Annotated in this window: 7 protein-coding genes; 4 read left to right on the top strand and 3 right to left on the bottom strand. The window is 68.7% G+C overall.

Annotated elements, in window-relative coordinates; genetic code table 11:
• The first annotated feature begins 202 nt into the window (after nt 1–202).
• Nucleotides 203–511 (top strand): hypothetical protein, encoded by a 309-nt coding sequence (locus ASG62_RS00915; RefSeq protein WP_056694639.1) that lies wholly within the window; start codon nt 203–205, stop codon nt 509–511.
• Nucleotides 512–727: 216 nt separating this feature from the next.
• Here ASG62_RS00915 and ASG62_RS00910 read toward each other — a convergent pair whose 3' ends face one another.
• Together ASG62_RS00910 and ASG62_RS00905 are read right to left on the bottom strand one after the other, a co-directional pair.
• Nucleotides 728–6691: a translocation/assembly module TamB domain-containing protein gene (locus ASG62_RS00910; RefSeq protein ID WP_056694641.1), complete on the bottom strand. Its 5964-nt coding sequence runs from the start codon at nt 6689–6691 to the stop codon at nt 728–730.
• 2 nt (nt 6692–6693) lie between these two features.
• Nucleotides 6694–8712 (bottom strand): autotransporter assembly complex protein TamA, encoded by a 2019-nt coding sequence (locus tag ASG62_RS00905; protein ID WP_082537195.1) that lies wholly within the window; start codon nt 8710–8712, stop codon nt 6694–6696.
• A 421-nt stretch (nt 8713–9133) separates the two neighbouring features.
• Here ASG62_RS00905 and ASG62_RS00900 point away from each other — a divergent pair, with 421 nt between their 5' ends.
• The 3 genes from ASG62_RS00900 to ASG62_RS00890 all read left to right on the top strand — a co-directional run bounded on the left by ASG62_RS00900 (nt 9134) and on the right by ASG62_RS00890 (nt 13119).
• On the top strand, nt 9134–9628 hold the full coding sequence (locus tag ASG62_RS00900; RefSeq protein ID WP_056694644.1) for a (2Fe-2S)-binding protein: 495 nt from the start codon (nt 9134–9136) through the stop codon (nt 9626–9628).
• Nucleotides 9629–9842: 214 nt separating this feature from the next.
• The gene (locus ASG62_RS00895; RefSeq protein WP_056694646.1) at nt 9843–12188 is read left to right on the top strand and encodes a xanthine dehydrogenase family protein molybdopterin-binding subunit; all 2346 of its coding nucleotides are present in this window, start codon (nt 9843–9845) and stop codon (nt 12186–12188) included.
• A 121-nt stretch (nt 12189–12309) separates the two neighbouring features.
• On the top strand, nt 12310–13119 hold the full coding sequence (locus ASG62_RS00890) for an FAD binding domain-containing protein (RefSeq protein WP_056694648.1): 810 nt from the start codon (nt 12310–12312) through the stop codon (nt 13117–13119).
• Between the two features lie 262 nt (nt 13120–13381).
• Here the strand turns inward: ASG62_RS00890 and ASG62_RS00885 are convergent, their stop codons facing one another.
• Nucleotides 13382–13798 carry a BA14K family protein gene (locus ASG62_RS00885; RefSeq protein ID WP_056694650.1) on the bottom strand — a complete coding sequence of 139 codons (417 nt, stop codon included), beginning with the start codon at nt 13796–13798 and terminating at the stop codon, nt 13382–13384.
• Between the last annotated feature and the right edge of the window lie 165 nt (nt 13799–13963).

Below are 13963 nucleotides of genomic sequence, written 5' to 3'. Positions count from 1 at the left end.
AAAGCAGAGCGCAAGACCGCATCCCGGCAGGGCAGGGCGATCACAGGCGCGTTATCGCGCCGACTTTCGGAAATTCCATCGGGAACGGAAGTCGGAAGAGCCAGTTATCAGCCCGACACCGGACGCGGCGAGGCTTTTAGCCCGCTGCAGTCCCCGGAGACGGGGAGTGATCCGGAAGCCAACATCGAAAGGTTTCAGATCCATGAAGAAGCTCATTCTCGCCGCCACCGTCGCCACGTTCATGATCCCCGCCGCTTCGTTCGCGCAGACGGCCACCGACAACGCGACGACCGCGTCGACGGATCTCACGGGCAACTACACGATCGTCAACAACCTCGCGGCCCAGAACCCGACGAACACGAAGACCGACATGGCGCAGGTGCAGCGCACGATCGACGCCAACCCCGGTCTCGCCGAGGCTCTGAAGAACAACGGCATCAACACCGCCGACATCGGTTCGATCCAGATCAAGCCGAACGGCCAGGTCGAACTCTACGGCAAGGGTTCCTGATCTCTCATCGAGATCGGACTTTGATGGAAAGGGCGTCGTCTTCGGACGGCGCCTTTTTCGTTTGGAGAACCTTCAAGGTCGAAAGCATCCTGCATGACGGCGCCGACCGTCGAGGTCTCGACCGTCGGCGCAGAGGAGTCGCGCTCTCTTAGGAGAGTCTCTGCCGCCGAATCCTTCGGCGGGACCCTGCGATCCCGCCATGCCTAGAACGCGCCCTCAGTATTCCTTCTCGTAGAAGACGCCGACCTCGCCGCCGCCGCTGGCCGAGACCGCGCCCCTGGCCTTCAGGCCGGCGCCGAGATCGAGGTCGATCGAGACGCGGCCGGTGGAGTCGACGCCGAGATAGGTGTTGTCGTTAAGATATTTGCCGACGCCGACCGAGGTCTTGCCGTCGGCATTGGTCTTGATGTCGACGTCGTCGACGCCGAGCTGGGCGCGCAGGTTCTCCAGAAGGCCCGTCGAGCCACCGACGCCCGCCAGCTGCGAGGCCGCCTCCGCGAGCTGGGCGATCTGGAGCGGCGAGAGGTCGGCCGTCCCCTGGCCGAAGATCAGCCGAGCCAGCACCTCGTCCTGCGGCAGGGCCGGCGTCGAGGAGAAGTTGAAGCTCGGGTCCGTCGCGGGGCCGGTGACGGAAATCTGGACGGTGACGTCGCCGGCATCCGAGGTCGCCACGAGATCCAGCGTCGGCACGAGATCGCCGCTGAAGGTCAGGATGCCGCGCGTGAAGTCGAGCCGGTTCGCCAGGATGTTGAAGCGTCCGCGCCGCAGCTCCAGCGCGCCGGTGATCGCGGGGGCCGATGCCGTGCCGGCAATGGCGATGGCGCCGCCAAGCTCGATGTCCAGTCCGCGGCCGCGCACATAGACTTGGTTCGGCGCGTTGAAGCGGATGTCGAGCGCGATGCCGCCCCCGCCGCCGCCGCCCGACGATTTCGGCGCGATCTCGCGGGCCTGCTTCCGGACGGCCTCGGACGTGTTGACATGGCGCACGTCGATGCGGGCGAGCGAGGTCGGCAGGCGGTCGGGGACGAGGATGTCGATCTGGCGCGCGTCGATCGTGCCGGCCAGAAGGGGCGTTCCGATCAGCGATCCGGTGATGGTGAGGTCCGCGTCGAGACGCGCGGCGATCAGCTCGCCGTCGTTGTAGCGCCCCTGGTTCATCCGGATGCGGATATCGGCGGGGAAGCCCTGGTCGAGCCCGATCGTGCCGGAGACGGCGATCGTGCCGCCGGCCGCGAGATTGGCGGAGAAGGCGCTGATCGTCGCCGTCTTGCCGGCCAGGGTGATCGTGGCATTGATGTTGTTGACCGCGACGTTCGAGCCGGTGTCGACGAAGGAGGCGCCGCTCGCACGGATCGTGCCGTTCACCTCCGGCGCGGAGGCCGCGCCCGTCACGGTGGCGTCGATCGCGACCGTGCCGTTCACCGACCGCCCGCCCTCGGCGAGAACGGCATTGGCGATGGCGAGCGGCGCCGTGCCGTTGACCGCAAGGTTCAGCTGCGGCGTGCCCGAGGTCGCGACCGTGCCATTGGCGCGCAGGGCGAGCCCGTTGCCGGCAAGGTTGGCGTCGAGCGTCAGGACATTGGCGGCAAAGCGCCCGTTGGCGTCGAAGGACAGGTTGGCGACGCCGACATTGCGGGTCTGAGCGACGGAAAGGCCGCGTCCGTCGATGTCGAAGGTGACGTCGGGCGCCGCGATCGGACCGGTCGCGCGGATGCGCCCGGCAATCGAGCCGGCGGGGTCGAGGCCTTCGGCGGCAGCGCCCGCGATGGAGGCGGGCAAGTCGGCGATGGTCACGTCGAGATCGAGGTCCCGGCCCGCCCGCCCGGCAATGGTGATGCGGCCGCGCCCGATATCGACGCGTGCCGTCTCGATGTCCGCGGTGCCGGTGGCATAGCGGCCGCGCGCGACGGCATCCACCTGCGGCGCCCCGGCATCGCGCGTCTGCCGCGTCGAGACGTCGGAGGCGGTGAGGTCGAAGGTCGCCTGCGGATCGGCCAGCGTGCCGACGGCGGTGCCGGAGCCCGAAATCGTGCCACGCGCGCCGAGATCGGCGACGAAGGCGTTGGCGAGGGCGACCGGCAGGCGATCGAGCGTCGCCTTGACGTTCAGCCGCTGGCCCACCGTGCCGGAGGCGGTCAGCGAGCCGTCGCCGACGCTCGCGCGCGCCGTTTCCAGCTCGGCCGAGCCATCGGCATAGCGACCCTTGGCGTCGAGCGTGATGGCGGGCGTGCCGGACGCCTTCAGCTTGTCCGTCGTGATGCGGCGGCCCGCGATGTCGAACGTGGCGGCTGGATTCGACAGAGAGCCCGTCGCCTTGGCCGTGCCGGAGATCGTGCCGGAGGCGCCGAGGCCGGAGACGAATCCGTTGGCGACGGCGACCGGCAGATCGCGCGCGGCAATGTCGAGATCGAGGCGCTGGCCGACCGTGCCGGTGGCCGTGACGGAGGCCTCGCCGAGCTGCACATTGGCCGTTTGAAGCGTGGCGGTGCCCTGGTCGTAGCGGCCGGCGAGGCGAAGGTCCGCCGGGGGCAGGCCGCTCGCGGCGAGGGGACGGGCGGTCAGCCCGCCGCCGGAGAGATCGAAGACCGCGTTCGGCGCGGCGAGCGTGCCCGTCGCCTTCGCCGTGCCCGAGATCGTGCCTCGGGCGTCGAGGTTCGGCACGAATCCGTTGGCGAGGCCGACGGGGATCCTGTCGGCGCGAATGTCGAGATCGAGCGTGCGGCCGACCGTGCCGGTGGCGGTCAGCGAGGCCTCGCCGATCGTGGCGACGGCCGTCTGCAGCGTTGCCGAGCCGTCCGCCGCCGTGCCCGCGACGCGCAGGTCGATCGGCGGAATGCCGCTCTCTGCGATGGCGCGCGCGCCGATGCCGGAGCCGGCGAGGTCGAAGACCGCGTTGGGAGCTGTCAACGGCCCCGTCGCCTTGGCGGTGCCCGAGATCGTGCCGGTGGCGCGAAGGTCGGGGACGAAGGCATTGGCGAGGCCGACCGGAACTTCGGTCATGGCGGCCTCGACGTTCAGCGTGTCGCCGATCGTGCCGGAGGCGGTGAGCGAGCCCGGCCCGACGGTGGCCCTTGCGCGATCGAGCGTCAGCGTGCGCGTCGCATAGCGGCCGGCGGCGTCGAGTTCGATCGGCTCGATGCCGGCGCTCGCGATCTCGCGGGCGGTGATGCCGGTGCCCGACAGCGTGAATTCGGCGACGGGCTCGGCGATCGTTCCGGTCGCGGTCGCGGTGCCGGAGATCGTGCCGGAGGCGCCGAGGCCGGAGACGAAGTCGTTGGCGAGCGCGACGGGCAGCTTGTCCAGCGCCAGCTGCAGATCGAGGATGCTCTGGCCGACGCGCCCGCTCGCCGAGAGCGAGCCCTCGCCGATGTCGAGATTGGCGGTTTCGAGGGCGAGCACGTTCTCCTTGAAGGTGCCGGCGAGGAGGGCTTCGAGCGCGGGCAGGTTCGCCGCGCGGGTCTGGCTGGTGGCAAGCCCTTCCGCGCGAAGGTCGAAGACGGCTTCGGGCGCGCTCGATGCGCCGGTGACGCGGGCCGAGCCGGTGAAGGTGCCGGATGCGTCGAGCCCTTGCACGAAGGGGTTGGCGACGGCGGCGGGAACGCGGTCGAGCGAAAGGTCGAGATCGAGCGCCGCGCCGCTTCGGCCGACCAGCGAGAGCGAGCCGTCGCCGGTCTTCAGCTCCAGCTTGCCGATCTCGGTCGTGCCGTCGCGAAGGGTGATCGTCGCGGGCGCGGTCAGCGCGATGGCGGCGTTCGGGATGTCGGCGGTCAGCGTCTCGATTCCGATCACCGTTTCCGTCGGCGCGAGATTGGCCTGGCCGGCGAACGTGACGGGCGCGCCGTTCGCCTTGGCGGTGGCTTCGAGGCGCGTGAAGTCGCCGCTGCGGGTCAGGTCGAGGTCGAGATCGGAGACGGTGGCCGTGCCGGCTTCGAAGGCATTCGCGGTCACTTTGCCGACCGGGAAGGGGCGGCCGAGATAGTCCGCGATGCCGAGATCGATCGCGACGCCTTGAAGCACCGTGCCGGCGACGGCGAGGCGCTGCGAGGTGAGGTTCACGTCGGCGAGCGGGAAGTCGGCCTCGTTCATGGAGAGCGCGACGGTGCCGTTGAGGTCGCCCTGCATCTGCTGAAGCGCCAGCGCCGCGAGCGGACCGATATCGGCGACCGCGAAGTCGAGGCGGCCGAGCGGGGCAGGTGCTTCGGTGAAGCGAAGCTCGCCGGAAATGCGGTTCGGTCCCTGCACGATCGTGAGGTTGGAGACGCGGCGTTCGCCATTGGCGAGCGTCTCGACGAGCGCGGTGCCGGTGAGCGGAACGCCGTCGAGCGTGCCGGAGAGATCGACCGTGCCGGACGGGGTGGCGGAGGTGAAGGCGCCGCGCGCTTCGAGTTTCAGATTGGCCAGCTCGCGACCGTTCACACGAAGGCCCTGGCTGGTCAGGCTCACATCGACGTCGGGCGCGGCGACGGGGCCGTTGGCGGTGAGCTTGAACTCGGCCTTGCCGGAGATCGAAGCGTTCTCGGCATCGGCCGCGTCGATGCGGCCGGTAACATCGGCGGTGACGGTCTCGTTCGTCAGCGTCGCGCCGCCGTCGATCGCAAGGCCCGTTCCGCGTACGGCGAGGTCGCGAGCCGTCAACGTTCCGTCCGCGCCCCGCGTCACGGCGCCGGAGACGTTCAGCCGGTCGCCCGCCAGCGGCACGGCGGCGGCCGAGAGCGCGAGCGTCTCGAAGTCGGAGGTGAGCTTCAGATCGAAGGTCGAGAAGTTGAACGCGGCCGAGCCGGTGATCCCGGCATTGGCGACGCCGGTGGTGACGCGGCCGGTCGTGAGGCTGAGGCCGCTGCCCGAGAGCGCGCCTTCCGCCTCGATGCGGATGGCGCCTTCGAGGAAGCGGTCCTGGATGCCTTCGGGTGCGGTCAGCGACGCGGCGTCGGCGGTGATCGTCAGGGGACCGGCGAGCGCGTTGACGTCGAAGGCGGGGGAGGCGGCGGCGAGCGCGAGGTCCGTCGCGACATAGGGGCCGTAGCCGGCGGTCGGCAGGGTGGCGGAGGCTTCGATCGCGGCGGCGGACAGGGCGCCCTTCAGCGTCGCCTTCAGGCTGGCGATGTCGATCGCGGTCCTGGCGCCCTCCGCACCGAGGCGGATCGGCACGGTGCCGCCGCCGCGGCCGGAAACGGCAAGGTTCAGCGCATTGCCGGCGCCGGCGGGGTCGTAGGTGCCGGAGGCCTGCGCGTCGATGCGGCCGGAGACGAGCGAGGCCTGATCGATCGCGATCGTGCCGTCGGGGCGGATGAGCAACTGCGCGTCGAGATCGACGCCGCCGTCGACATAGGCCGCATAGGTCGTCGGCACGTATTTCTCGGCGGAGACGCCGAGCGAGGCCGCGATGCGGCGGCCTTCGCCAGTGTCTGTGACCTGCGCCGTCAGGGTCGCGGCCGTGTCGGAGCCGACCGTCAGCGCGCCGTTCGCCATGAAATCGGAGAGCGGGCCCTGGCCCTTGACCGTGAGGTTCACGGCCGGGGCGCCGGGGATCTTCAGAAGCGACGCCACGAGCCCGCCGGCGGGTTCGCTGGCGTCGATGTTCACGTCGAGCCGGTTCTCGCCCGGAGCGAAGAGGAGATTGGCCGCGATCGTGCCGGGCTGGTCCAGGCGCTGGATGTCGGCGGAGACGTCGAGCCGCGCCGGGTCCTTGGAGAGGCCGAGCCTGGCTTCGGCCGAGAGGCGCGCGCGCGTGCCGGCGATGGCCTCGCCGATCACGAACTCGCCGAGCGAGATCTTCCGGATGTCGGCGGTGATCGAGGGCAGGCTGAAGCCCGAGCCTGCCGGCTCGTTCGGATCGGCGGGGGCGGCTTCCGGCAGGCGCTCCAGCACGATCTGCCCGGCGGTGAGGGCCTCGATCGAGACGTTGAGGCGCGCCAGCGACAGCGGCGACCAGTCCATGGCAAGGTCGCTGGCGGTGAGGAAGACGCCCTTCGGATCGGAGACCGTGACGCGGTCGATGCGCACGGCGCCCGACAGCGCGCCGGTGAGGCCCTCGATCTCGACCTTGGTCGTGTTGGTGGAGAGAAGGTTCTCGATCTGTCCCGCGATGAAGGCCTGCGCCTTCGCGCCCGTCGCGGGAGCGAGGAGGGCGAGGCCGAGGGCTGCGACGCGGAGCGCGGCGAGGAAAGCGTGTCTCGTCATGGTCAGAAGGCCTGTCCGATGCCGGCATAGATCTGGAAGTCGCCGTCGCGCGGGCCGGGGTCGAGCGGAATGCCGACATCGACGCGGATCGGCCCGAAGCTCGTCAGGTAGCGCGCGCCGATGCCCGTCCCGATCTTGAGGTTCGAGAAATCGGGGGTGAGTTCGTCCGACACCGCGCCGGCATCGACGAAGGGGACGATCTGGATCTTCTCGGTGACGCCGATGCGCACCTCCGCGGAGGCCTCGAAGAGCGAGAGGCCGCCCGTCGGCGTATCGACGAAGGAGGGATCGCCGCCCGGCCGGGGAACGGAGGGGTAGTAGGGGCCGATCGTCTGGAAGGCGTAGCCGCGCACCGAGCCGCCGCCGCCGGCATAGAAGCGCCGGTCGTTCGGAATGTCCTGAAGGTCGGCGCCGAAGACCGAGCCGTAGGCGACGCGGCCGACGAGCACGAAGCGGTCGCTCTCGGAAAGGGAGAGATAGGCCGACAGGTCGCCGCGCGCCTTCACGAAGGGGGTGCCGTTGGAGATTTCATAGGAGGGCTCGGCGTAGAGCTTGGCGAGAAAGCCCTCCGTCGGGTTCAGTTTGTCGTCGCGCCCGTCGAACGTGTAGGTGATGGGAACGGAGGCGATGAGGAAGTCCTCGGTGCCGAGATAGTCGGTGATCTCCTCGTACTCGCCGCGAATGCGAGCCTCGATCGTCTGCTGGTCGCTCAGTTCGTACTGAACGCCCGACGTCACCGCGAAACTGTCGCGGTCGTAGGCCAGCGGATGCTCGCTGACCGCCTCGATCGAGCCGATATAGACCGAGTCCGGCCCGAGCACGCCCGGCTTCTTGAAGACGGCGCCGAGCTTGTAGTCGAAGTCGTCGGTCTCGCGCACGGTGTCGCTGACGGCGGTCGCGCCGATGCGCGAGACGGCGGCGTCGATGCGAAGGCTTTCCGCCCGTCCGAAGAGATTGCGATGGCCCCAATAGCCGTTGACGCCGGCGCCTTCCGTGTTCGAGTAGGTCGCGCCGACGCCGTAATAGCGGAACTTGCGCTCGCCGACCTCGATCTGCACCGGCAGCGTGCCGTCCTCTGCCTGCCCCTTGGCCTCCTTGACCGTGACGCTGGAGAAGACGTCGAGCTTCAGGAGCCGCTCGCGCGCCTTCTTGAGGTCGGCGGGCGTGAAGACCTTTCCCTGCTCGATGCCGGCCATGTAGGCGATGAAGCCGGGATCGACGTCTTTGGCGCCCTCGACGAAGATCTCGCCGAAGGGCACGGGTTCGCCGGGCGAGACGGCGAGGCGGTAGTCGAGCGTCTTCGTCGCGCCGTCCGCCACGACGTCGCGGTCGGTCACGGCGACGAAGGGCCGGCCCTCGCCGCGCAGGCGCTCGAAGAGGCGGCCTTCCTCGCGCAGGATGCGCACCGATTCCGCCGTGCCGCCGGGGGCGAGCTCCGTCGCATCGGGGGGAACGGGCGTGCCGTCGGCGGTGATGTCCACGGCGCCGAGCTTGAAGAGCGCGCCCGGCTCGACCGTGATCTCCACCGGCACGGGGCCCGAGGCGGTGTCGAAGGCCGCATCCGGCGCGAGATCGGCGATATCCTGGCCCTGGATGCGGATCGTGACGAGGCCTTCGTAGCGGGCGTTCTCGTAGAGCGAGGCGACCAGGCGCTTGCGGTCGCCCTTGGCCTTGGAGAGGAGGCCGAGCGAGCCGGAGACCGGATCGTCCTTGTCGGAGACGAGCGTCGAGGCGCCTTCCAGTTCCTCCTGCAGCGTCTTAGCCTCGTCGGGCGCGGCGCCGACGACGGTCAGCGTGACGCTGTAGCTGACGGGGTCGACGAGATCGGCGGTTTCCTCGTCCTTCTCGAAGAACTTCCACCCGAAGATCTCGAAGGCGTAGGCCTGGCTCGGCACGGCCCCTGCGAGGGCGGCGGCCAGAAGCAGCGATGTCGCGCAGGCGGACGCCTTGGCGCTTTTGCCTGGTCGGAACCGTCCACCCTCGGGTTTCGACTTTTCAGGGATCACGCGCACCTCGGACATGGCATCGTCATTTCCAAACCCTTGGAAGGGTTCGCCTCTCGGAACGGGAGGGACGACGTCGGTCCGGCCCGCTTCTTCGAAGAGAGCCTTAAGGATGCGGGTAAAGTTTGAAATAACAACCGCACTTGCCTGCGCGAAGCTGACCTCATTGTGATTTCGGTCATTCCCCCGGCGCCCTGTGCCTCCCGAGTGACACAGGCGGCTAACGTCCCGGCGGCTCGGAGCAAACGCCAAGGGGGTCGGACCTGCGCCCTTCGTCGCATGGAATAGTTCTAGAAACCGCTGGACGATCCCCGGGCCAAGTTGCAATCTCCGCCCCGACGCGAAGGCTGCCACGACCTTCGCCACGGACTTGAAGGGCAGGAGCCAAGGGACCGTATCGCGGCCACCCGGCCCGCCCGATGACGACGGGAGGACGTAGATGAGCCAGGTTTCCATCACCGTGAACGGCAAAGCGATGACGGGCGAGGTCGAGGACCGCACGCTCCTCGTGCAGTATCTTCGCGACCAGCTCGGCCTGACCGGCACCCATGTCGGCTGCGACACGTCGCAATGCGGCGCCTGCGTGGTCCATGTCGACGGCCGCGCGGTGAAGTCCTGCACGATCCTCGCCGTCCAGGCTTCCGGCTCCGAGGTCACGACGATCGAGGGCCTCGCCAACGGGCAGGAGCTACATCCGGTGCAGACGGCCTTCCGCGAGCACCACGGCCTTCAGTGCGGCTACTGCACGCCCGGCATGATCATGACGGCGGTCGACATGATCCGCCGGCACGACGGCGATCTCGACGAGAAGACCGTGCGCGAGGAGCTGGAAGGCAACATCTGCCGCTGCACCGGCTATCACAACATCGTCAAGGCCATCCTGTCGGCCGCCGAGAAGAGCGGCGCGGGCAGCCAGCGCATCGCCGCGGAATAATACCGAGAGGCATTGAAAATGACTCGCGGTATTCCGCTTGCGAATGTCTCAAGCCTTTGATGCAATTGAGACATTCGCAATTCTTCAACGGCCGGATGCGTCAGCATTCTCGGCCGTTGGTATAAAGCCAGACGACAACGATCGTATCCGAAGCGGGGCGAGCGCCGACAAACGGCCGCCACCCGCGGGGACTGAACTCCGGGAGGTTGCAGGCATGGGTATCGAAGGCATCGGCGCGAGCGTTCTGCGCAAGGAAGACAAGCGGTTCATCACGGGACGGGGGCGCTACGTCGACGACATGACGGTGCCCGGCATGAAATATGCCGCCTTCGTGCGCTCGCCGCATGCCCACGCCACCTTCTCCTCGATCGACAGTTCCGCCGCCAAGGCCATGCCGGGCGTGATCGGAATCCTCACCGGCGCCGAGCTGCAGGCGGACGGGATTGGCAATCTCATCTGCGGCTGGGCGGTGAATTCCAAGGACGGCTCGCCCATGAAGATGGGCGCTTGGCCGGCGTTGGCCGTCGGGACGGTGCGCCATGTCGGACAGGCCGTCGCGGTGGTCGTGGCCGAGACCAAGGCGCAGGCGCGCGACGCGGCGGAGGCCGTCGAGGTCGCCTATAGCGAGCTGCCCGCCGTGGTCGAGGCGGTGAAGGCGCTCGAGCCCGGCGCGCCGCAGCTCCACCCCGAAGCGCCCGGCAATCTCATCTTCGACTGGGAGATCGGCGACAAGGCGGCGACCGAGGCCGCCTTCGCCAAGGCCGCGCACGTCACCAAGCTCCACATCGTCAACAACCGCCTCGTGCCGAACGCGATGGAGCCGCGCGCCGCGCTCGGCCTCTACGACCCAGCCGAGGAGCACTACACCTGCTGGACGACGTCGCAGAACCCGCATGTCGCCCGGCTCGTGATGAGCGCCTTCTACAATGTCGCGCCCGAGCACAAGCTGCGCGTCATCGCGCCCGATGTCGGCGGCGGGTTCGGCTCGAAGATCTACATCTATCCCGAAGAGATCGTCTGCCTTTGGGCCTCCAAGAAGACCGGCGTTCCCGTGAAGTGGACGAGCGACCGGACGGAGGCCTTCCTGACCGACGCGCATGGCCGCGACCATGTGACGGAGGTCGAGATGGCGATCGACGCGGATCACAAGATCCTCGGGCTGAAGGTCGACACGATCGCCAATCTGGGCGCCTACATGTCGCTCTTCTCCTCGGCGACGCCGACCTATCTCTACGCGACGCTGCTCTCCGGCCAGTACGACATTCCCGCCATCCACGCGAACGTGCGGGCCGTCTACACGAACACGGTGGCGGTGGACGCCTATCGCGGGGCAGGGCGGCCGGAGGCGACCTACGTGGTCGAGCGCACGATCGAGACGGCGGCGCGCGAGCTCGGGCTGTCGCCGTCCGAGTTCCGCCGGAAGAACTTCATCCGCTCCTTCCCGCACCAGACGCCCGTCATCATGAATTACGACGCCGGCGACTTCGACGCCTCGCTCGATGCCGCCATGAAGGCGGCCGACGTCGACGGCTTCCCGGCGCGCCGGACGGAAGCGGCCAAGCACGGAAAGCTGCGCGGCCTCGGCATGAGCTGCTATATCGAGGCCTGCGGCATCGCGCCGTCCAAGGCCGTCGGCTCGCTCGGCGCGGGCGTCGGTCTCTGGGAATCGGCGGAGGTTCGGGTCAATCCGGTCGGCACCGTCGAGATCCTCACCGGCTCGCACAGCCACGGCCAGGGCCACGAGACGACCTTCTCCCAGCTGATCGCCGAGCGCTTCGGCCTGCCCATCGACAGTGTCCAGGTGATCCACGGCGACACCGACAAGGTGCAGTTCGGCATGGGCACCTACGGCTCGCGCTCCGGCGCGGTGGGCATGTCGGCCATCGTCAAGGCGCTCGACAAGGTGGAGGCCAAGGCCAAGAAGATCGCGGCCCATCTGCTGGAGGCCGACGAGGGCGACATCGAGATCGCCAACGGCGAAGTGCGCGTGAAGGGGACGGACAAGAAGCTCGCCTGGCACGAGGTGGCGCTCAACGCCTATACCGGCCACAAGCTGCCGGACGGGATGGAGCCCGGCCTCAAGGAAGGCGCGTTCTACGATCCGCAGAACTTCACCTTCCCGGCCGGCTGCTACATCTGCGAGGTCGAGGTGGATGCCGATACGGGCGCGACCGAGATCATCCAGTTCATCGCCGCCGACGATTTCGGCCGGGTGATCAACCCGATGATCGTCGAGGGCCAGGTCCATGGCGGCGTCGCGCAGGGCATCGGGCAGGCGCTTCTGGAAGGCACGGTCTACGACGACACCGGCCAGCTCGTGACGGCGTCCTACATGGACTACGCCATGCCGCGCGCCTCCAGCCTGCCGATGATCCAGGTCTCGACGACGGAAACGCTTTCGCCGTCGAACCCGCTCGGCATCAAGGGCTGCGGCGAGGCCGGCGCGATCGGCTCGCCGCCGGCCGTCATCAACGCGATCACCGATGCGATCGGCAACAACGACCTTTCCATGCCGGCGACGCCGGAAAAGGTGTGGAAGGCGCTGAACGCGGCCTCCTGATCGTCCCGAGCCGGCCGGGTGAAAGCATCCGGCCGGTCCGCAATTCAAAGCTCAACCGGCCGCGCGGCTCCATCGCTCCAGCGGTGACGAAGACCCGGCCCGCCAGACAAGGACCTCTTCCATGTACGAGACCCAGTACCACCGCCCAACCTCGCTCGCCGAAGCCGCTTCGCTTCTATCGGGCGGCGCGGATGCGAAATATCTCGGCGGCGGGATGACGCTGATCCCGACGATGAAGCAGCGGCTCGCCGCGCCGTCCGATCTCGTGGACCTTCGCCATGTCGCGGAACTGAAGACCGGGATCGAGGTTTCCGGCCGGTCGGTGAAGATCGGCGGCGGCACGACCCATGCCGAGATCGCGGCCCACAAGGGCATGGAGGCGATCGCCCCCGGCTTCCACTATCTCGCCAGCGTGATCGGCGATCCCGCCGTGCGCCACATGGGGACGATCGGTGGCTCGGTCGCCAATTTCGACCCCGCCGCCGACTATCCCGCCGCGCTCCTGGCGCTCAGCGCGACGGTTCACACGGACAAGGGCAGCTATTCGGCCGACGAGTTCTTCCTCGGCATGTTCGAAACCGCTCTCGGCGACGGCGAGATCGTCACCGGCGTGTCCTTCGAGGCGCCCGATGCTTCGGGCTACGAGAAGTTCCGCAACCCCGCCTCGCGCTATGCGATGTGCGCGGTCTTCGCGGCGCGGCGCGGCGGCGAGGCGCGCATCGGCGTGACGGGCGCCGGCCAGGGCGGCGCCTATCGCTGGACGGAGGCCGAGGCGGCGCTCTCGTCGAGCTTCGACGCGGCGGCGCTGGATGGCCTGTCGGTGCCGGAGGACAACATGCTGTCCGACCTCCACGGCTCGGCCTCCTATCGCGCGAACCTCGTGAAGGTCGTGACGAAGCGGGCGGTGAAGAAGGCGATCGGGCAGGGGTGAGAATAAGAGCGGAGAGCGCTGCGGCGCGTCGCCCCTCATCCCGCTGCCGCGACCTTCTCCCCGGAGGGGAGAAGAAGCATTGCCAGAAACGGATGGCGGTCGTGACGGTCGAAAGCTCGTTCTTCTCCCCCTTCGGGGAGAAGGTCCGGTAGGGGATGAGGGGGCTTGGCGCCCTGCCTTTCCGCCTGAACCGCCCACCGTCCGCATACGAAAGAGCCGGCCGATGCATCCGCACCGGCCGGCTTTTCTCATCGTCGAATCGTCAGAGATTGCAGGCCCGACGGCGGCCGTCATTGCCGAGGAACGTGTCGGTCTGCGGATCGTAGGAGCGGTAGCGGTTCAGGCAGCGCTGGACGTGGTTGCGGTCGTTGCCGCCGTTGTTCGCGGCGGCGGCTCCCGCAATGGCGCCGGCGGCGAGGCCGAAGATCGCCGCGGCTGTTGCGTCGCGCCGGATGTCGCGTCGGTCGCGGGCAAAGCGCTGGTAGCGGCCGTTGTCCCAACGGCGGGCGTCGCGGCGAAAGTCGCGGCAGTCGCGGTCGCGCGGGTTGCGGGCGCAGTAGCGCTCGACATAGCGCTGGCGCTCGCGGAACCCTTGCGCCTCGGCGGGCGTCGGGGCGATCGAGACGAAGCTCGTCGCGACGACGGCGAAGGTCGTCACGGCCTTGATCAGCATCTTCATGAAAAGCTCAGTCCTCCAATGGCTTGGCCCCGCCCAAGGCGAGGCGGCCGGTCTGTCCCTGCGCGGTTCCAATGGATGGCGTGAGGCGAGCGTTCCATTCCTTGCCGCGAATTCATGATCGCGAACGGCCGGGCGTGAAGTGCCGGGCGGCAATCCGTCACAGCC

Origin of the sequence: Aureimonas sp. Leaf427, from assembly GCF_001425485.1 — a bacterium.
Lineage (GTDB): Bacteria > Pseudomonadota > Alphaproteobacteria > Rhizobiales > Rhizobiaceae > Plantimonas.
This window is presented reverse-complemented; position numbering and strand designations above follow the sequence as displayed.

Coding starts and splice junctions, on each gene's coding strand:
- ASG62_RS00900 (WP_056694644.1), top strand. CDS start 9,134: ATGAGCCAGGTTTCCATCACCGTGAACGGCAAAGCGATGACGGGCGAG.
- ASG62_RS00915 (WP_056694639.1), top strand. CDS start 203: ATGAAGAAGCTCATTCTCGCCGCCACCGTCGCCACGTTCATGATCCCC.
- ASG62_RS00905 (WP_082537195.1), bottom strand. CDS start 8,712: ATGTCCGAGGTGCGCGTGATCCCTGAAAAGTCGAAACCCGAGGGTGGA.
- ASG62_RS00910 (WP_056694641.1), bottom strand. CDS start 6,691: ATGACGAGACACGCTTTCCTCGCCGCGCTCCGCGTCGCAGCCCTCGGC.
- ASG62_RS00890 (WP_056694648.1), top strand. CDS start 12,310: ATGTACGAGACCCAGTACCACCGCCCAACCTCGCTCGCCGAAGCCGCT.
- ASG62_RS00885 (WP_056694650.1), bottom strand. CDS start 13,798: ATGAAGATGCTGATCAAGGCCGTGACGACCTTCGCCGTCGTCGCGACG.
- ASG62_RS00895 (WP_056694646.1), top strand. CDS start 9,843: ATGGGTATCGAAGGCATCGGCGCGAGCGTTCTGCGCAAGGAAGACAAG.